A 19,881-nucleotide genomic window follows, 5' to 3' on the forward strand; every position below is an offset into this window, starting at 1 on the left:
GGCCTTAGTGTTGAGCGGCGGGCCCGCCGATGGGCGCCTCCGGACGCTCGCTGCCTTTGGCCGCGGTTCCGGAAGAGCCGGAGCCTCCGGTCCAGTCCCGAGGTTCGCGCACCGGCCTGCCGGCCATGATGTCTTCGATCTGATCCGCGTCAATGGTCTCATATTTCATGAGCGCATCGGCCATGACATCGAGCTTGTCGCGGTTGTCCGCCAGGATCTGCTTGGCGGTGGTATAGCAGTGATCGATGATACTGCGAACTTCAGAGTCGATCATCTTCGCGGTTTCGCCCGACAGGCTGCCGTTCTGCGAGCTGCCGCCACGGCCCAGGAACACCTCGCCTTCTTCCTCGGCATACATGAGCGGGCCCATCTTCTCGGACAGCCCCCACTTGGTCACCATGTTCCGGGCGATCTGGCTGGCGCGCATGATGTCGTTGGACGCGCCCGTGGTCACCCCATCGAAGCCCAGGGTCATTTCCTCGGCGATACGGCCACCGTAGAGGGAGCAGATCTGGCTGATGAGGGCACGCTTGGACAGGCTGTAACGATCTTCCTCGGGAAGGAACATGGTCACGCCCAGGGCGCGGCCACGAGGAATGATCGACACCTTGTACACCGGGTCGTGCTCGGGAACGATACGACCGACGATCGCGTGCCCTGCTTCGTGATACGCGGTGTTGCGCTTTTCCTTGTCCGACATGACCATGGTTTTGCGCTCGGCGCCCATCATGATCTTGTCCTTGGCAAGCTCGAACTCACGCATTTCAACGATACGCTTGCCTGCACGAGCCGCGAACAGCGACGCCTCGTTGACCAGGTTGGCCAGGTCGGCGCCCGAGAAGCCAGGTGTGCCGCGCGCGATAACGCCAGCGTTCACATCGTCGCCCATCGGCACTTTACGCATGTGCACTTTCAGGATCTGCTCGCGGCCGCGGATATCCGGCAAACCGACCACTACCTGGCGGTCGAAGCGGCCTGGGCGCAGCAATGCCGGGTCCAGCACGTCAGGACGGTTGGTGGCTGCAATGACGATGATGCCGTCATTCATTTCGAAGCCGTCCATCTCCACCAGCAACTGGTTGAGGGTTTGCTCGCGCTCGTCGTGACCACCGCCCATACCGGCGCCACGGTGGCGGCCGACGGCGTCGATTTCGTCGATGAAGATGATGCAAGGCGCGTGCTTTTTAGCCTGTTCGAACATGTCCCGAACGCGGCTTGCGCCGACACCCACGAACATTTCAACGAAGTCCGAACCGGAAATGGTGAAGAACGGTACTTTCGCCTCGCCCGCAATAGCCTTGGCAATAAGGGTTTTACCGGTACCCGGCGGGCCGACCATCAGCACACCGCGCGGGATTCGCCCACCCAGGCGCTGGAACTTGCCGGGGTCGCGAAGGAACTCGACCAGTTCGCCCACTTCTTCCTTGGCTTCGTCGCAGCCCGCCACGTCGGCGAGCGTTGTTTTCACCTGGTCTTCGGAAAGCAGCCTGGCCTTGCTCTTGCCAAAGCTCATGGGGCCACCCTTGCCACCTGCCCCGCCCTGCATCTGCCTCATGAAGAACATGAACACGGCAATGATGACGAGTATGGGGAAGCTGGCGACCAGCAGTTGCGTCCAGATACTTTGCTGCTCGGGCTGCTTGCCTTCGATCACGACCTTGTTGTCCACCAGGTCGCCGATCAGGCCGTTGTCCTGGATCGCCGGGCGGATGGTCTTGAAGTTGTCGCCGTCGTTGCGCTTGCCGGTGATGACGTAACCGTCGACCTGCACGCGCTCAATCTTGCCGTCCTTCACCTGTTGGATGAAATCGGAGTAATTGAGGGTTTGCGGCTCGTTGGGGCTCGAGAAATTGTTCATCACCGTCACCAGAACGGCGGCGATGATCAGCCACAGGATGAGATTCTTTGCCATATCGTTCAATTCGCTACCCTCTGAAGCCAGTCTCTGAGACCTAGCGCCAGGCTTCGTATGATGTCCATCGGCCTAACTTACTACACAACCGTAGGCATGCGCAGACGCTGCTTGTAACGCTTTGTGAAACTTTTGACTGCGTAATAGTCGCTTATGCTTCACAGCGACCACCATTTGAAAAAAGCTATCGCCAGCCACAAGCCCGTTGTGAGTGTAGCTGTCAGCCCTTGAACCCGCGCGCCAGAAGGTATTGCTCCCTGGAACGATCTCGCGACGACAGCGGTTTACGCATCTGGACCTTTTCGAACTTCTGCCGAACGGTCTTGAGGTACGTATCGAAGCCCTCACCCTGGAAAATCTTGATGAGAAAATCGCCGCCTGGCTTGAGCACCCGGTCGGCCAGGTCCAGTGCCAACTCGCACAGGAACATGGCACGCGGCATGTCCACCGCGCTCAATCCACTCATATTGGGGGCCATATCGGAAATAACAAGGTCGACTTCGCTACTACCCACCGCCTGGAGGATTTGCGCGAGCACAGCCTCCTGGGTGAAGTCCCCCTGGATGAAGGTCACGTCGGGGATGCTGTCCATTTCAAGGATGTCCGAAGCGATCAGCCGCCCTTGGCCACCGATCAGCCGGCTGGTGACCTGCGACCAGCCACCCGGCGCCGCGCCGAGGTCGATAACCGACATGCCGGGGCGGATCAGCCGGTCCTTCTCCTGGATTTCCAGCAGCTTGTAGCTGGCCCGTGAGCGATAGCCGTCTTTTTGCGCCATCTTCACGTAGGGGTCGTTGAAATGTTCTTTCAGCCAGTTATGGCTTGTCTTGGAACGGGCCACAGGGCACCTCTGGGTAAGACGGCGATGCGTGTCGCTGGGCTTGGACCGGCACGCTCGGGTAAAATGGCCGCCGTTTTATACGGTTTCATTCAAAGGGTCAGATTATGCCGCTCAATACAGAGCAGAAAAAGCAGTACAAATCCATCGGTCACCACCTCAAGCCGGTATTGATCGTAGCCGACAACGGCGTTACCGAAGGGGTCGCGGCCGAGCTGGAGCGTGCCCTGGCCGACCACGAACTGATCAAGGTGAAGGTCAACATCCTGGACCGTGAGCAACGGCTGGAGACGATCACAAGCCTTTGCCAGGCCGGGCGTGCGGAGCTGGTTCAGGTGATCGGCAAGATGGCGCTGGTGTACCGTCGCAATCCACAGCCGAACAAGCAGCTGTCGAATATTCACCGGTTTCATTGATACCGGCCGACGCCTGCTCTGATGGCATTGCATTGATACATTCGCGGGCTGTGCCCGCTCCTACGCATGGCGTAGGAGCGGGCACAGCCCGTGAACGTTTGTGTCAGAGGTGCAACACCTCGATGATTTCGTACTCCACGGTACCACTCGGGGTTTTCACCACCACGATGTCGCCTTCTTCCTTCCCGATCAGGGAACGAGCGATAGGCGAACCGACCGAAATCTTGCCCGCCTTGATATCGGCTTCATCCTCACCAACAATCTGATACTTCAAGCGATCGTCGGTTTCGGTGTTGGCGATTTCCACGGTGGTACCGAAGATCACCTTGCCGGTCGGCTCGATGGTGGTGACGTCAATCACCACGGCATTCTGCAAGCGGCCTTCGATGTCACGAATGCGCGCCTCCACCATGCCCTGCTGCTCGCGGGCAGCATGGTACTCGGCATTCTCCTTCAGGTCGCCCAGCTCCCGCGCCACGCCAATGTCATGGCTCAGCTTGGGGCGCACAACCTTGGAGAGGTGAGCATGTTCCTCTTCCAGGGCGCGGTGGCCCTGGACAGTCATCGGGTATTTATTCATGCGTTGAGTCCTGCGTGTAGATCCTGCAAGCGGCGCACCGTTTTCTCGGGGCCGAATTTCAGTGCCTCACAGATGGCTTCGCCCGCGGCAATGGTCGTGGTGCAGTAAATCTTGTGCTGCAGGGCGTTACGGCGGATGGAGTACGAGTCGGCGATCGACTGACGGCCTTCGGTGGTGTTGATGATCAAGGTCACTTCGTCGTTCTTGATCATGTCGACCACGTGCGGGCGCCCTTCTGTGACCTTGTTCACGCGGCGCACCTTCAGGCCTGCTTCTTCGATCACCTTGGCGGTGCCGGAGGTGGCCACGATCTGGAAGCCTAGTTCGATCAACTGCGAGGCTACGCCAGCCACGAAGGGTTTGTCGTCGTCACGCACGCTGATGAAGGCGGTACCGCCGGTAGGCAGCACTTCGCTGGCACCCATCTGGGCCTTGGCGAAGGCTTCACCGAAGGTGTCGCCAACACCCATCACTTCACCGGTGGATTTCATCTCTGGGCCCAGGATCGGGTCCACACCTGGGAACTTGGCGAAGGGGAATACCGCCTCCTTCACACTGTAGAAGTTCGGGATGATTTCCTTGGTGAAGCCCAGCTCCTTCAGGGTTTTACCGGCCATCACACGCGCCGCGATCATGGCCAGGGAAGTGCCGATGCACTTGGACACGAACGGCACGGTACGCGAGGCGCGCGGGTTGACCTCGATCACGTAGATCTTGTCGCCCTGCAGCGCCAGCTGCACGTTCATCAGGCCGACAACACCCAGCTCCAGGGCCATTTTCTTGACCTGCTCGCGCACTTCGTCCTGCACATGGGCAGGCAGCGAGTACGGTGGCAGCGAGCACGCCGAGTCACCGGAGTGAACACCGGCCTGCTCGATGTGTTGCATGATGGCGCCGATGACCACGTCGGTACCGTCGCACACCGCATCCACGTCCATCTCGATGGCGCAGTTGAGGAAGTGGTCCAGCAATACCGGGCTGTCGTTGGATACCTGTACGGCTTCACGCAGGTAGCGCTTGAGCTCATCGAGCTCGTAGACGATTTCCATCGCGCGGCCGCCCAGTACATAGGACGGGCGAACCACCAGCGGGTAGCCGATGGTGCCAGCGGCGCGAATGGCTTCTTCCTCGCTGCGAACGGTGGCGTTCGGCGGCTGCAGCAGGTTCAGGCGCTGCACCATCTGCTGGAAGCGCTCACGGTCTTCGGCGCGGTCGATGGCGTCCGGGCTGGTACCGATGATCGGTACGCCGGCTTCTTCCAGCGCGCGCGCCAGTTTCAGCGGGGTCTGGCCGCCGTACTGCACGATCACACCCTTGGGTTTCTCGACCCGGACCACTTCCAGTACGTCCTCGAGGGTAAGCGGCTCGAAGTACAGGCGGTCCGAGGTGTCGTAGTCGGTGGAGACGGTTTCCGGGTTGCAGTTGACCATGATGGTTTCATAACCATCGTCACGCAGCGCCAAGGCCGCGTGCACACAGCAATAGTCGAACTCGATGCCCTGGCCGATACGGTTCGGCCCGCCACCCAGGATCATGATCTTGTCGCGGCTGGACGGGTTGGCCTCGCACTCTTCCTCGTAGGTGGAGTAGAGGTAGGCGGTGTCCGTGGCGAACTCGGCGGCGCAGGTGTCCACGCGCTTGTAGACCGGGAAGATCTCCAGCTTGTGGCGATGGCGACGCAGGTTTTTGTCCGTCACACCCAGCAGCTTGGCCAGGCGCTGGTCAGAGAAACCTTTGCGCTTGAGGCGGAACATCAGTGCTTTGTCGATATCGGCCAAGCCCAGGGTTTTGACCTTTTCCTCATCCTTGATCAGGTCTTCGATCTGAACCAGAAACCAGTGGTCGATGCTGGTCAGGGCGAAGATTTCGTCACAGGTCATGCCCGCGCGGAAGGCATCGGCCACGTACCAGATGCGCTCGGCGCCAGGCACGGTCAGCTCGCGCTTGAGGATGCTGTGGTATTCCGGGTTGCTCGGCTCCACTTTCGGGTCCAGGCCGCACACGCCTACTTCCAGGCCACGCAGGGCCTTCTGCAGCGATTCCTGGAAGGTCCGGCCGATAGCCATCACTTCACCCACCGACTTCATCTGCGTGGTGAGGCGAGCGTCTGCCTTGGGGAATTTCTCGAAGGCGAAGCGCGGCAGCTTGGTGACCACGTAGTCGATGGACGGCTCGAACGAGGCCGGGGTTTTGCCGCCGGTGATGTCGTTCTGCAGTTCGTCGAGGGTGTAGCCCACTGCCAGCTTGGCCGCGACCTTGGCGATCGGGAAGCCGGTGGCTTTGGAGGCGAGCGCCGAGGAGCGTGATACCCGTGGGTTCATTTCGATCACGACCATGCGGCCGGTGTTCGGGCAGATGCCGAACTGAACGTTCGAGCCGCCGGTTTCCACGCCGATTTCACGCAGCACCGCCAGCGAGGCGTTGCGCATGATCTGGTATTCCTTGTCGGTCAGCGTCTGTGCCGGCGCGACGGTGATCGAGTCGCCGGTGTGCACGCCCATCGGGTCGAAGTTCTCGATGGAGCAGACAATGATGCAGTTGTCCTTCTTGTCGCGGACAACTTCCATTTCATACTCTTTCCAACCGATCAGCGATTCGTCAATCAGCAGTTCCTTGGTCGGCGAGAGGTCCAGGCCGCGGGCGCAGATTTCTTCGAACTCTTCGCGGTTGTACGCGATGCCGCCACCGGTGCCGCCCATGGTGAACGAGGGCCGGATGATGCACGGGAAGCCCAGGGTTTCGAGGACCGCGTTGGCTTCTTCCATGCTATGGGCGATGCCCGAGCGCGGGCAGGCCAGGCCGATGGCTTTCATGGCCTTGTCGAAGCGCGAGCGGTCTTCAGCCTTGTCGATGGTGTCGGCATTGGCGCCGATCATTTCCACGCCGAACTTCTCCAGAACGCCTTCGCGCTCCAGGTCCAGGGCGCAGTTGAGCGCGGTCTGGCCACCCATGGTCGGCAGCAAGGCATCCGGACGCTCGGCTTCGATGATCTTGGCAACGGTCTGCCACTTGATCGGCTCGATGTAGGTCGCATCGGCCATGGCCGGGTCGGTCATGATGGTGGCGGGGTTCGAGTTGACCAGGATCACCCGGTAACCTTCCTCACGCAGCGCCTTGCAGGCCTGAGCGCCGGAGTAGTCGAACTCGCACGCCTGGCCGATGACGATCGGGCCGGCGCCAAGAATCAGGATGCTTTTGATGTCTGTACGTTTTGGCATGGTTGTCACTCAATTCCGCGTATCGGTCGGCGGGCCCGGTTGCGGCGGGCGGCCGAGAACAATCAGGGGCGGCGCCAGGCCTGCCCGCGTAACCCCGGAAGGGTAACGGAGCGGGCCCAGGGCTATTGGCAGTTAGCGGCGCTTGGCCATCGAATCGATGAAGCGATCGAACAGCGGGGCCACGTCGGTCGGGCCCGGGCTGGCTTCCGGGTGCCCCTGGAAGCTGAACGCGTCCTTGTCGGTAAGCTCGATCCCCTGCAGGGTGCCGTCGAACAGCGACTTGTGGATGGCACGCACGTTGCCCGGCAGTGTGCTTTCGTCTACCGCGAACCCGTGGTTCTGGCTGGTGATCATCACCACACCGCTGTCCAGATCCTGCACAGGGTGGTTGGCGCCGTGGTGGCCAGTGTCCATCTTCACGGTGCGGGCGCCCGCGGCCAGGGCCAGCAGCTGGTGACCCAGGCAGATGCCGAACACCGGGGTATCGGTTTTCAGGATTTCCTGAATCGCCTCGATGGCGTAGTCGCACGGCTCGGGATCGCCAGGGCCATTGGAGAGGAACACGCCGTCGGGCTTGAGCGCCAGCACTTCGTTGGCAGGCGTTTGCGCCGGCACTACGGTCAGGCGGCAGCCGCGGGCAACCAGCATGCGCAGGATGTTCAGCTTCACGCCGTAGTCGTAGGCGACCACGTGGTAAGGCAGCTCTTCGTCCTTCATCACCGCATGGGTGTCAGTGGCCAGGGCCCATACGCCTTCGCGCCACTGGTAGGACTCCTTGGTGCTCACTTCCTTGGCCAGGTCCATGCCCTTCAGGCCCGGGAACGCACGGGCGGCGGCGATGGCGGCTTCTTCGGAAATGTCGTCACCGGCCAGGATGCAGCCGTTCTGCGCGCCTTTTTCACGCAGCAGGCGGGTCAGGCGGCGGGTGTCGATACCGGCGATGGCCACAACGTTGTTGGCCTTGAGGTAGTCCGACAGGGACTGGGTGTTACGCCAGTTGCTGGCGACCAGTGGAAGGTCCCGGATGACCAGGCCTGCCGACCATACGCGATCAGCCTCGGCGTCCAGCGCGGTGGTGCCGGTATTGCCGATGTGCGGGTAGGTCAGGGTGACGATCTGCTGGGCATAGGAAGGGTCTGTGAGGATTTCCTGATAGCCGGTCATTGCGGTGTTGAACACCACCTCTCCGACGGTCTGGCCGTCGGCTCCGATCGCTTCACCGCGAAAGATGCTGCCGTCGGCAAGGGCGAGTATGGCTGGCTTAGTCAAGAAGACCTCCGATAAATCAAGCCTGAAAGGGCGATCGCAGGTTGTAAAAAAGCGGAGAGACGTATTGACACGTCACCCCGCTTCTTCATCGAATTATCTGCGCGCTTTTAGTGGACACACTAAAGCTGTAGCTTACAGAAAAGCGACATTTTGGTCCACCCACTGCACGCTTTTAATTCACAGGCCGTCGGATGGGCCTATTAACTCGCAGGAAGCTTTTCTACCGCAGGTCGAGAACATCCTGCATGTCATACAGCCCCGCAGCCCGACCATCCAGCCACATGGCCGCGCGCACGGCGCCTTTGGCGAAGGTCATGCGGCTGGAGGCCTTGTGGGTGATCTCGACGCGCTCGCCTTCGGCGGCGAACAGCACCGTATGGTCACCCACCACGTCGCCAGCGCGCACGGTGGCGAAGCCGATGGTCTGGCGGTCACGGGCGCCGGTCTGGCCTTCGCGGCCGTACACCGCCACTTCCTGAAGGTCGCGACCCAACGCATTGGCTACCACTTCTCCCATGCGCAGGGCGGTACCCGAGGGGGCATCGACCTTGTGACGATGGTGGGCCTCGATGATCTCGATGTCCACTTCATCGCCGAGCACCCGGGCAGCGGTATCCAGCAGCTTCAAGCACAGGTTTACGCCTACGCTGAAGTTGGCCGCGAACACGATAGGGATGTCTTTGGCGGCATCCGCCAAGCGTTCTTTTTCTTCCGGGCTGAAGCCGGTGGTGCCGATGACCATGGCCTTGCCGGCCTTGCGGCAGAAGGCCAGGTTTTTCAGCGTGACCGATGGGTGGGTGAAGTCGATGAGCACATCGAACTCCTCCGCCACCTTGGCCAGGTCGCCGGATACTGGCACGCCAATACGGCCGAGCGCGGCCAACTCACCGGCATCCGCGCCCACCAGAGTGCTGTCAGGCCGGTCGATGGCGGCGGTCAGGCCAGAACCCGGCGTTTGCTGGACCGCTTCGACCAGGGTTTTGCCCATGCGCCCGGCGGCGCCCATCACAGCTATACGTCGCATCAGTGAATCCTTTTATACGTTCGCTTCAGAGGTCGCCAAAGAAGCGCTTCATGCCCTCGAACCAGCCACTGGCCTTGGGCGAGTTCGTGGTATTGCCTTCCAGGGAAGCCCGAAACTCTTCCAGCAGCTCACGCTGACGGCGGTCGAGGTTGACCGGGGTTTCGACCGCAACGCGGCACAGCAGGTCGCCGGGCGAACCACCGCGCACCGGTGCTACACCCTTGCCGCGGAGGCGGAACTGCTTGCCGGTTTGAGTGCCTTCCGGGATCTTGAGCTTCACGCGGCCATCGAGCGTGGGCACTTCCAGCTCGCCGCCGAGCGCCGCGTCGGTGAAGCTGATCGGCACTTCGCAGTAGAGGTTTTTGCCGTCGCGCTGGAAGATCGAGTGCTCGCGCACATTGATGACCACATAGAGGTCGCCGGTGGGGCCACCCTGAGTGCCCGCCTCGCCTTCGCCCGACAGGCGAATACGGTCGCCGGTATCGACCCCTGGCGGCACCTTGACCGAAAGGGTCTTGAATTCTTCGACGCGGCCTTCGCCATGGCAGCCTTCGCACGGGTCGGAGATGATCTTGCCCTGGCCATGGCAGCGCGGGCAGGTTTGCTGCACCGAGAAGAAGCCCTGCTGCATGCGCACCTGGCCGATACCGGCGCAGGTAGGGCAGCTGATCGGCGAAGAGCCTTTCTTGGCGCCGCTACCGTCGCACACCTTGCAGTTGACCAGCGTGGGCACGCGAATGCTGACGGTAGTGCCGCGTACAGCTTCTTCGAGGTCCAGCTCGAGCGTGTAGCGCAGGTCGCTGCCACGCTGGGCGCCTCCACGGCCGCCGCCACGCCCGCCACCGCCGCCGAAGAAGTCGCTGAACACGTCGCCGAAGATATCGGAGAAGTTGGCGCCGCCGAAGCCCGGGCCACCGCCGCCCATCTGCGGATCTACACCGGCATGACCATACTGGTCGTAGGCGGCGCGCTTGCTGGCATCCGAGAGCACCTCATAGGCCTCGTTGGCTTCCTTGAAGCTTTCTTCCGATGCCTTGTCACCCGGGTTGCGGTCGGGGTGATGCTTCATCGCCAAGCGGCGATAGGCCTTCTTCAGGTCGGCTTCGCTCGCGCCCCGCTCTACCCCCAGTACCTCGTAATAGTCACGCTTAGCCATATGGTTTTTTCACACCCTGAATAATTTTCGCCAATGCCCGCCGAACCGAGCCGGCAAACGTACGCAAGCGGCAAGGCCAATGGCCATGCAGCCTGCGCTCTGGCCTGCCCCCGCGCCGCAATTGCGGTCACGGGCCACTGCAGCCAGCCGGAGCACCCGCCGCGGCGAGTGCTTGAAATTCCTGTATCCCAGACACGCCAACGCGGGGACCAAGGCCCCCGCGCGGCGACATGCTACCAGTCACCGCGCTTAAGCAGGGAACCGGCCGATCACAAGCAATTGCTTACTTGTTGTCTTTCACTTCTTCGAACTCGGCATCGACCACGTCGTCGTGCTTCTTCGGTTCTTCACCGGCTGGCTGGGCAGGCGCTTCCTGACCGGCGTCGGCGTACATCTTCTGGGCAACCGGAGCGGTGACTTTCGACAGCTCTTCGATACGCGACTCGATCGCAGCCTTGTCGTCGCCCTTCACAGCGGTTTCCAGCGCGGTAACAGCCGTTTCGATCGCGGCTTTTTCCTCGGCGGTCACCTTGTCACCGGCTTCGCTCACCATCTTGCGAGTGGAGTGCACCAGTGCATCACCCTGGTTGCGCGCAGCAGCCAGCTCTTCGAACTTGCGGTCTTCCTCGGCGTTGGCCTCGGCGTCACGCACCATTTGCTGGATCTCTTCTTCGGACAGGCCGGAGTTGGCCTTGATCACGATGGACTGCTGCTTGCCGGTGGCCTTGTCTTTCGCGCCCACGTGCAGGATGCCGTTGGCGTCGATGTCGAAGGTCACTTCGATCTGAGGCACGCCACGCGGTGCTGGCGGGATGTCGCTCAGGTCGAACTTGCCCAGGGACTTGTTCTGCGAGGCTTGCTTGCGCTCACCCTGCAGTACATGGATGGTCACTGCGCCCTGGTTGTCGTCTGCGGTCGAGAACACCTGCGACTTCTTGGTCGGGATGGTGGTGTTTTTCTCGATCAGCGGGGTCATCACGCCGCCCATGGTTTCGATACCAAGGGTGAGCGGGCTCACGTCCAGCAGCAGCACGTCTTTCACGTCACCGGCCAGTACCGCACCCTGGATGGCAGCACCCATGGCCACGGCTTCGTCCGGGTTCACGTCCTTGCGTGCTTCCTTGCCGAAGAAGTCGCTGACGGTTTTCTGAACCAGCGGCATGCGGGTCTGGCCGCCGACCAGGATCACGTCGTTGATCGAACCGACGTCGATGCCAGCGTCCTTCAGTGCGATACGGCAAGGCTCGATGGTGCGCTGCACCAGGTCTTCGACCAGGGCTTCGAGCTTGGCGCGCGAGATCTTCACGTTCAGGTGCTTCGGCCCGGTGGCGTCGGCAGTGATGTACGGCAGGTTGACGTCGGTCGACTGCGAGGACGACAGCTCGATCTTGGCTTTTTCAGCGGCTTCTTTCAGGCGCTGCATCGCCAGCGGGTCACCCTTGAGGTTCATGCCGCTTTCTTTCTTGAACTCGTCTACCAGGTAGTCGATCAGGCGGATGTCGAAGTCTTCACCACCCAGGAAGGTGTCGCCGTTGGTGGCCAACACTTCGAACTGGTGCTCGCCGTCGACTTCAGCGATTTCAATCACGGACACGTCGAAGGTGCCGCCACCCAGGTCATACACGATGACGGTGTGGTCGCCCTTGGCCTTGTCCATGCCGTAAGCCAGCGCAGCAGCGGTAGGCTCGTTGATGATGCGCTTGACGTCCAGGCCCGCAATGCGGCCGGCGTCTTTGGTCGCCTGGCGCTGGCTGTCGTTGAAGTAAGCAGGAACGGTGATGACCGCTTCAGTCACTGCTTCGCCGAGGTAGTCTTCGGCGGTTTTCTTCATCTTCTTCAGCACTTCGGCCGAGATTTGTGGCGGTGCCATCTTCTGGCCGTTCACTTCCACCCAGGCGTCACCGTTGTCGGCCTTGGCGATCTTGTACGGGACCATCTTGATGTCTTTCTGTACAACGTCTTCTTCGAACTTGCGGCCGATCAGGCGCTTTACCGCGTACAGGGTGTTGTGCGGGTTGGTGACCGCCTGACGCTTGGCCGACTGGCCCACCAAGATTTCGCCATCGTTGGCGTATGCAATGATCGAAGGGGTGGTGCGCGCGCCTTCGGCGTTCTCGATCACCTTGGCTTTGCCGTTTTCCAGCACGGAGACACAGGAGTTGGTAGTCCCCAGGTCAATACCGATAATCTTGCCCATGTATGAAACTCTCCCGAAACTTTGAATTAGGTTGCCGCGTCAGTGGTGGCTGCACGCGGTAGCACTCGAACGCTTGACGACTAAATGGGGGCCGCTTTGCGGATTTCAAGCCTTCTCGTCGATGGACGGCGATGCCGCAGCGGCGGGCTTGCTGACCACAACCATGGCCGGGCGCAGCAGGCGGCCATTGAGCTGATAACCCTTCTGGAACACCTTGAGCACGGTGTTGGGCTCCACGTCGGCGCTTTCCTGCATGGCCATTGCCTGATGGTGCTCGGCGTTGAACGGTTCGCCATGCGGATCAACCACCTCGGCACCGTAGCGCTTGAGGGTGTCAGCGAACATTTTCAGGGTCAGCTGCATGCCTTCGCGCATCGGGCGAAGGGCTTCGTCTTCGGCGTTGGACATTTCCAGGCCGCGCTCGAGGCTGTCGATGATCGGCAGCAGGTCGCCTGCGAATTTTTCCAGCGCGAACTTGTGCGCCTTTTCCACATCCTGCTCGGCGCGGCGGCGGATGTTCTGCACGTCCGCGGCCACACGCAGGGATTGGTCCTTGGCTGCGGCCAGCTGCTCTTCGAGCGCCTGCACTTGAGCGGCGAGGTCTTCGCCGGTGGCTTCTGGCGCCGGGGTGGTGTCCGGGTTCTGTTCGTCCAGAGTCTTTTCTTCAGCCATGGAATTCTCCTTTGGATACGTCGGCGAGTGTTGCCTCGCACAGGTTGCCCGCTATATGGGGCCGCGATCACAAGCTTCAAGGGCCCCGCGTGCAGCCAATTCACTTTCGCCCGCTGAACGGCTCCATGGGCGAGCGATGGCCGGGATTGTCAGCACCACCAAAAGCACTGTATAAATAACCAGACATTTCTCACATCGGGGATCGTGACCATGCTGGTGCACCTGTCCGTTCACAACTACGCCATCGTCGAACACCTGGACCTTGAACTGGAACGCGGCATGAGCGTGATCACCGGTGAAACGGGTGCGGGCAAGTCCATCATGCTCGATGCGCTAGGCCTTACCCTGGGCGATCGGGCCGACAGTGGCGTGGTGCGCCCGGGCGCCGACAAGGCCGATATCCTGGCCACCTTCGACGTGAGCGAAATCCCCGATGCCAAGGCCTGGCTGGCGGAGCGGGACCTGGAAACCGACGCGCATTGCATCCTGCGCCGGGTGATCACCAGCGAAGGCCGTTCGCGTGGCTACATCAATGGCGCGCCCAGCCCGCTTGGCGATTTGAAAGCCCTGGGCGAGCTGCTGATCGACATCCACGGCCAGCATGAGCACCAGTCGCTGCTCAAGCCCGATACGCATCGCCGCTTGCTGGACGAATTCGCCGGTGCCACTGACCTTGCACGCCAGGTGAACCTGGCGGCACAACGCTGGCGGCAAACCCGGCAGGAAATCCACCGGCTTTCCAGCACCAGCGATGAGCAGCGCGCCCGTCATCAGTTGCTCAGCTACCAGCTCGAAGAGCTCGAAAACTTGGCGCTGGGCGAGAACGAACTCGAGGAGTTGGAAGAAGCGCAGAAGAACCTCGCCAACGCCGAGGGCCTGTTCGCTACCAGCCGCCAGGTGGTGGAGCAATGCAGCGAGAGCGACTCGGGCAACATTCTCGACGCGCTGGGTGCCTGCCTCAACCGGCTCACCGCCATCACCAACCCGCCACGGGCCTTGCAGGAAGCAGCGAACCTGCTGGCAAGCGCGCAGATTCAGGTGGAGGAAGCGGTGGGTGAGCTCAACCGGTTCGTGGATAATTTCGAAGCAGACCCGGCTCGCCTGCAACTGATTGAAGAGCGCCTGGACACGATCTATACCCTGGCGCGCAAACACCGGGTACAGCCTGGCGAAGTCGCCGCGCTCCAGCAGAAAATCTTCGACGAAGTGGAAAGCCTGGCGGCCAGCGATGAATCCATCGAGCGGCTTGAAGGCGAACTGGCAGCCTTTGCCCGGCACTATCAGGAAAAAGCCACCGAGCTTACCGCCCTGCGTGGCGAGGCAGCGAAGCGCCTGGCGGCGTCGGTCGAGGAAGAAATCCATCGCCTGGGCATGCCCGGCGGCACGTTCCGCATCGAGCTCAAGCCCCACGGCGGCAACGACCTGCACCCCAACGGCCAGGAAAGCATCGAGCTGATGGTCAGCGCCAACCCGGGCCAGCCGATCAAGTCACTGGCAAAAGTAGCGTCGGGCGGCGAGCTGTCGCGTATCAGCCTGGCCATTCAGGTGATCACCGCGCAAACGTCCCGCACGCCTACGCTGGTGTTCGACGAAGTGGACGTGGGCATTGGTGGCCCCACCGCAGAAATCGTCGGCCAACTACTGCGCAGGCTTGGGGACCGCGGGCAGGTACTGACCGTGACCCACCTGCCCCAGGTAGCCGCCCAGGGCCATCACCACCTGTTCGTGCACAAGCTGCGCGGCAGCGACGAAACCCGCACCGCCGTGCGAAGCCTGGCCAAGGCCGAGCGCATCGAGGAAGTGGCGCGGATGCTCGGCGGCGTGGACCTCACCAAGGAATCCCTCGCCCATGCGCGCAAGATGGTGGTCAGCGCCAAGGGCTGACCGCAACGGCTGCTCACCCGCAGACACAAAAAACCCGCCTTTCATGGCGGGTTTTTCATGCAGGCCTGGTTACTTGCCCTTGCGGACGTACAGCACCAGGTTGTGATCGACCAGCTCGAAGCCATGTTCGGCAACGATTTCCTTCTGCCGCTTTTCGATTTCGCTGTCGAAAAACTCGATCACCTCACCCGAATCCACGTCCACCATATGGTCGTGGTGGCCGCTGTCGGCCAATTCGAATACCGCATGACCACCATCGAAGTTATGGCGAACCACGAGCCCGGCAGCTTCGAATTGGGTCAATACGCGGTAAACCGTCGCCAGCCCAACATCCTCTCCCGCTTCCATGAGGGCCTTGTACACGTCCTCCGCGCTCATATGGCGCTGCTCGGCCGAGTCAAGCATTTGCAGGATCTTGACCCGTGGAAGGGTCACCTTGAGGCCTGCTTTTCGTAATTCGTTGTTTTCAACCATGGTCAGCTTTCTCGCCGATGCTGCTTCGCAGCTTCATTCATTGCGGGTATGATCGGGGCTTTGTTGACCCAGCCAAGATAGTGGAAGTCGCCCACCGATGCAAAACACCAAGCACTTGCTTACCAGCCTCACCTTCGTGAGCCTGCTCGCACTCGCCGGTTGTTCATTCCCCGGGGTTTATAAGATCGACATCCAGCAGGGCAATGTCGTCACGCAGGACATGATAGACCAGTTGAGGCCTGGAATGACCCGCCGGCAAGTGCGGTTTATCATGGGCAACCCGATGCTGGTGGATACTTTCCACCCCAACCGCTGGGATTACCTCTATAGCATGCAGCAAGGCGGTGCCCGTCGGCAGCAGGAACGCGTGAGCGTGTTCTTCAACGAAGCGGACCAGCTCGCCAGCCTTTCGGGCGATTTCATGCCTGGCGTGAGCCGCGACGACTCGATCCTGGGCAAAGACAACAACGCAGCGCCTGCCGAGGAAAACGCGCCTGTGCAGCAGCAACCAGAAGCGCCAGCCAAGCCAGGCTCGCTGCTGGAGCAGATCCAGCGCGACGTGGACCAGGCCAAGCCGGTGCCGGTGCCAAGCCCCGCGCCGATCGAAACTTCCCCGCAGTAATTCGCGGATGCAAAAAAGCCCGCTTCGCCGGGCTTTTTTTTCGCCTTGGGTTTTATGCCCGGCGCCAGTCAACAGCCGGGCGTTTGAACCTAGTCAGCCATTCAGCTGCTTCGCTCGCTGGCAAAAAGCATCTACCAAGGTATTCGCCGCCTGATTGAACAGCGGGCCCAGGGTGGCGCGCACAATCGGGCCGTCGTAATCGAAGGAGAGGTCGAGGCTGATCTTGCAGGCCTTTTCGCCCAGGGGCTTGAACACCCATATCCCATGGAGCTGAGTGAAGGGCCCTTCCTCGAGGTTCATCTCGATGCGCTCGCCGGGTATCAGCGCATTGCGCGTGACCAACCGCTGGCTCAGCCCGCCCTTGGCGACCTCCAGGCTGGCGCGCATGAAGTCGTCACTGCTTTCGATCACGCGGGTAGACGAGCACCAGGGCAGAAACTCCGGATAGCGCGCCACGTCGTTCACAAGGTCGTAGAGCGCCTTGGCCGGATACGGAAGCAAGGCAGAGCGTTGAATATGTGTGGTCATGAACGCGTCATTTTCCAAAACTGAGCGGCGAATACGATGAGAATGCCGCACGGCGCCACATAGCGCATCAAAAAGAAGGTCAACTGGAACATTAACGGGTTACGCATGGCCAGCTCATCCCGTACCGCGGCGCGACCCATTACCCAGCCGGCAAACACCACAAAACTCAGGCCACCCAGCGGAAGCATGATCCGCGAAGTGAAGAAATCGATCACTCCGAAGAAATCCAGCCCGGTGTCGGCCCCCCATTGATAGAGGCGGAAGCCGGCGGCATCGTTCACGAAAAATTTGGCCTGCTTCCACAGGTTGAATGAGAACACCGTACCCAGCCCGAACAGCCAGCAGGCCAGGGCTAGCCAGGTGGCGACCCAGGCCCGGGATATTTTATAGCGCTCCACCATGTAAGCCACCATGGGCTCGAGCAGCGAAATCGCGGAGCTCCAGGCAGCCACGCCCACCAGGATAAAGAACACCACGCCCATCAGTTGGCCAAACGGCACGCTGCCGAAGGCGTAAGGCAGGGTCACGAACATCAGGCCCGGCCCTTCGCCCGGGTTCAGGCCCGCGGCGAACACGATCGGGAACAGCGCCACACCGGCCAGCAGGGACACGAACGTATCCAGCAAAGCCACCGACACGATGGTGCCGCCGATGGACGCGCTGCGCGGCATGTAAGCGCCGTAGATCATGATCGACCCCACGCCCACGCTCAGCGAAAAGAACGCATGGCCCATGGCGGGCAGCAGGCCATCGAGCACCTTGCTGGCGTCGAAGTCGAACATGAAATGCACGCCTTCCATGAAGTGCCCGGTGGTCATGCTGTAGCCCAGCAGGATCAACAGCAGTACGAACAGCAGCGGCATCATGATCCGAAGGCTGCGCTCCAGCCCACCGACCACACCCTTGGCGATGACCACCGCCGAGGTGAACATGAACACGCTGTGCCAGAAGATCAGCCGCAGGGGATCGGCGATCACATTGCCGAAGTAGGCGCCTACCTGATCTGGCGTAACACCTTCGAAATCGCCCTTGGCCATGTCCACGATGTAATCGAAGGACCAACCGCCCACCACGCTGTAGAACGACAGAATCAGCAGCGCCGTGAGCATGCCGGCGAAGGCGGCCCAGGACCAGGCGCCTGGCTGGCCGGCTTCGCGGGCAAGCATGGCCAGCGCGTTGGCCGGGCTTTGCCGCGCCCGCCGGCCGATGAGGGTTTCGGCCAGCATCACCGGCACGCCGATCAGGGCGATACAGGCGAGGAACACGAGCACGAAGGCGCCGCCGCCATACTCCCCGACCATGTAAGGAAACTTCCAGATACTGCCCAGCCCGACCGCGGAACCGGTAGCGGCGAGGATGAATACCCAGCGGCTGGCCCAGCTTCCATGGACGGACACCTTTTCACTCGACATCCGTTTACTCGCCCATGAACAAAAAAGAGCGCGCATTGTCCGGGATATACCTCGGTGGCTCAACCCGTGAAGCACTGGTGAAACACTTCGAAACCGTAGCCGCCGCTTGAAGTTATCCCTATAATGCGCGCCCTATGGCTAAGCAAAAGAAGCATCCCACAGGGACGATCGCGCTGAACAAAAAAGCGCGCCACGACTATTTCATCGAGCAACGCATGGAGGCGGGGCTGGTGCTCGCCGGCTGGGAAGTGAAAAGCCTGCGTGCCGGCAAGGCGCAGCTGGTCGACAGCTACGTGCTGCTCAAGGACGGCGAAGCCTGGCTCTTCGGTTCGCATTTCACGCCGCTGACCGCCGCCAGTACCCATGTGATCGCCGACCCTATCCGCACCCGCAAGCTCTTGCTGAACAAGAAAGAGCTCGAGCGCCTGCATGCCTCGGTACAGCAAAAGGGCTACACCGCCGTGTGTACCGCGCTGTACTGGAGCAAGCACTTGATCAAGTGCGAAATTGCGCTGGGCAAGGGCAAGAAGGAATACGACAAGCGCGACACCGAGCGCGAGCGCGATTCCAACCGCGAGATGCAGCGCGCCGTACGCAGCAAGGGCAAGGGCGAAGAGTAACGCCCTTCCTCCTGCCATTGTGGGAGCTCGCGAATAAGGTGGTAGGAAGCGGGCGAAAGCTCGCGAATCAGGCAATCCCCTACAACCCCTTGCGCCGCTCCGCCCTGGCCAGCCGCTGCGCCTGCTGCTGCACTTCTTCCAGCACTTCCTGCACATACAGAATATGCCGGCTCGACACCTCTCGGGCTTTCTCGGCCTGGCCTTCCATGATCGCCTCATACAGCTCTCGGTGTTGGCTGATCAACATGGCTCGGGTTTCTGACCGTTGCTTGTACATGCCGCCAATGTTGGTCACCACGTTGCGCTTGAGCAGGTCGAACAGGCCGCGAATGGTGTGCAGCAACACGGCGTTATGGCTGGCCTCGGCGATTGCCAGATGGAAGCGCGCATCGGCGGCGCCCTCCTCTACTTGGCTGGCTTCATCGGCGCGGGCGTAGCAATCCTGCAGCGTATCGAATGCGGCCGTCAGCCGTTCGCGGTCCACATCAGTGGCGCGCAACGCCGCGTAATACGCACAGGAGGCTTCCAGCGTATGGCGAAACTCCAGCAGGTCGTGCTGGGCACTGGTGCTGTGTTCGAGCAATTCCAGTAAAGGGTCGCTAAAGGTCGTGCCCAGGCTGTCTACCACGTAATTACCGCCACCCTGGCGGCTGACCAGAATGCCTTTGGCTGCAAGCTTCTGGATGGCTTCGCGCAGGGACGGCCGAGACACGCCGAACTGCTCGGCCAGTACCCGCTCCGCCGGCAAGCGCTCACCAGCCTTGAGCGTGCCCTCGAGAATCATCCCCTCAAGCCGCTCGACAATATCGTCGGACAAGCGCCGCTGCCGAACCTGATCAAACCCCATCTACCGCCTCCCGTGCCTCAGCCGTAAGGGCTGATACCGCGATTTTACCTGCCTGCGAACGATCGCGCCTTAGACCTACTTACGAGGCGCTACGACCAAAGTCTCGACCAAGGGAAATTGACAGGCCAACCACGGGCACCCTAACCTACCCACCACAACCTGTAAATTGGTATTACCAATTTACCCAAGCGACCGCCTGCCAATAACAACTA

16 protein-coding genes and 1 pseudogene are annotated in these 19,881 nt (G+C 61.2%); 4 read left to right on the forward strand and 13 right to left on the reverse strand.

The features are described 5' to 3' along the window. Positions 1–4: 4 nt before the first annotated feature. Positions 5–1,912 (reverse strand): ATP-dependent zinc metalloprotease FtsH, encoded by a 1,908-nt coding sequence (ftsH, locus tag LG385_RS17850; RefSeq protein ID WP_181117728.1) that lies wholly within the window; start codon positions 1,910–1,912, stop codon positions 5–7. 220 nt (positions 1,913–2,132) lie between these two features. Then, positions 2,133–2,753: a 23S rRNA (uridine(2552)-2'-O)-methyltransferase RlmE gene (gene rlmE, locus LG385_RS17855; RefSeq protein WP_181117727.1), complete on the reverse strand. Its 621-nt coding sequence runs from the start codon at positions 2,751–2,753 to the stop codon at positions 2,133–2,135. 104 nt (positions 2,754–2,857) lie between these two features. Between rlmE and yhbY the strand changes: the two genes are divergently transcribed. Beyond that, on the forward strand, positions 2,858–3,166 hold the full coding sequence (gene yhbY / locus LG385_RS17860) for a ribosome assembly RNA-binding protein YhbY (RefSeq protein WP_181117726.1): 309 nt from the start codon (positions 2,858–2,860) through the stop codon (positions 3,164–3,166). Positions 3,167–3,269: 103 nt separating this feature from the next. Here yhbY and greA read toward each other — a convergent pair whose 3' ends face one another. The 7 genes and pseudogenes from greA to grpE all read right to left on the reverse strand — a co-directional run. Beyond that, complete coding sequence (gene greA / locus LG385_RS17865; protein ID WP_225775328.1) at positions 3,270–3,746, reverse strand: transcription elongation factor GreA; 477 nt, start codon at positions 3,744–3,746, stop codon at positions 3,270–3,272. Continuing rightward, entirely contained in the window at positions 3,743–6,964 is a 3,222-nt protein-coding gene (gene carB / locus LG385_RS17870) for a carbamoyl-phosphate synthase large subunit (protein WP_225775329.1), read from the reverse strand. The genes greA and carB overlap by 4 nt, the downstream gene beginning before the upstream one ends. A gap of 132 nt (positions 6,965–7,096) precedes the next feature. Beyond that, positions 7,097–8,233 (reverse strand): glutamine-hydrolyzing carbamoyl-phosphate synthase small subunit, encoded by a 1,137-nt coding sequence (gene carA / locus LG385_RS17875; RefSeq protein WP_181122767.1) that lies wholly within the window; start codon positions 8,231–8,233, stop codon positions 7,097–7,099. A 220-nt stretch (positions 8,234–8,453) separates the two neighbouring features. Continuing rightward, entirely contained in the window at positions 8,454–9,257 is an 804-nt protein-coding gene (gene dapB / locus LG385_RS17880) for a 4-hydroxy-tetrahydrodipicolinate reductase (RefSeq protein ID WP_181117721.1), read from the reverse strand. Positions 9,258–9,282: 25 nt separating this feature from the next. Continuing rightward, entirely contained in the window at positions 9,283–10,413 is a 1,131-nt protein-coding gene (gene dnaJ, locus LG385_RS17885) for a molecular chaperone DnaJ (RefSeq protein ID WP_181122762.1), read from the reverse strand. A gap of 283 nt (positions 10,414–10,696) precedes the next feature. After that, positions 10,697–12,610: a molecular chaperone DnaK gene (gene dnaK, locus LG385_RS17890; RefSeq protein WP_181117719.1), complete on the reverse strand. Its 1,914-nt coding sequence runs from the start codon at positions 12,608–12,610 to the stop codon at positions 10,697–10,699. A 105-nt stretch (positions 12,611–12,715) separates the two neighbouring features. After that, a pseudogene (gene grpE, locus LG385_RS17895) lies at positions 12,716–13,297 on the reverse strand (nucleotide exchange factor GrpE); the annotation flags it as partial. A 195-nt stretch (positions 13,298–13,492) separates the two neighbouring features. Between grpE and recN the strand changes: the two are divergent. After that, positions 13,493–15,166, forward strand: a complete 1,674-nt coding sequence (gene recN, locus LG385_RS17900) for a DNA repair protein RecN (RefSeq protein ID WP_225775331.1) — start codon at positions 13,493–13,495, stop codon at positions 15,164–15,166. A 69-nt stretch (positions 15,167–15,235) separates the two neighbouring features. Here recN and fur read toward each other — a convergent pair whose 3' ends face one another. Next, entirely contained in the window at positions 15,236–15,640 is a 405-nt protein-coding gene (fur, locus tag LG385_RS17905; RefSeq protein ID WP_181122760.1) for a ferric iron uptake transcriptional regulator, read from the reverse strand. Between the two features lie 97 nt (positions 15,641–15,737). On the opposite strand from fur, the gene LG385_RS17910 reads away from it, so the two are divergent. Continuing rightward, positions 15,738–16,262 carry an outer membrane protein assembly factor BamE gene (locus LG385_RS17910; RefSeq protein WP_225775332.1) on the forward strand — a complete coding sequence of 175 codons (525 nt, stop codon included), beginning with the start codon at positions 15,738–15,740 and terminating at the stop codon, positions 16,260–16,262. 93 nt (positions 16,263–16,355) lie between these two features. On the opposite strand, the gene LG385_RS17915 is transcribed toward LG385_RS17910, so the two are convergent. Next, positions 16,356–16,790 (reverse strand): type II toxin-antitoxin system RatA family toxin, encoded by a 435-nt coding sequence (locus LG385_RS17915; RefSeq protein ID WP_181117714.1) that lies wholly within the window; start codon positions 16,788–16,790, stop codon positions 16,356–16,358. Continuing rightward, positions 16,787–18,202, reverse strand: coding sequence for a sodium-dependent transporter (locus tag LG385_RS17920; protein ID WP_181117713.1), 1,416 nt, complete (start codon positions 18,200–18,202; stop codon positions 16,787–16,789). The genes LG385_RS17915 and LG385_RS17920 overlap by 4 nt, the downstream gene beginning before the upstream one ends. Positions 18,203–18,336: 134 nt before the next feature. Here LG385_RS17920 and smpB point away from each other — a divergent pair, with 134 nt between their 5' ends. Beyond that, positions 18,337–18,822 carry an SsrA-binding protein SmpB gene (gene smpB, locus LG385_RS17925; RefSeq protein ID WP_181117712.1) on the forward strand — a complete coding sequence of 162 codons (486 nt, stop codon included), beginning with the start codon at positions 18,337–18,339 and terminating at the stop codon, positions 18,820–18,822. Between the two features lie 79 nt (positions 18,823–18,901). Here smpB and LG385_RS17930 read toward each other — a convergent pair whose 3' ends face one another. After that, a complete protein-coding gene (locus LG385_RS17930; protein WP_225775333.1) occupies positions 18,902–19,669 on the reverse strand; it encodes an FCD domain-containing protein in 768 nt (255 codons plus the stop codon). Positions 19,670–19,881: the final 212 nt, after the last annotated feature.

The organism is Pseudomonas sp. Marseille-Q5115 (genome assembly GCF_916618905.1).
In the GTDB taxonomy this organism is placed as follows: Bacteria; Pseudomonadota; Gammaproteobacteria; order Pseudomonadales; family Pseudomonadaceae; genus Aquipseudomonas; species Aquipseudomonas japonica_A.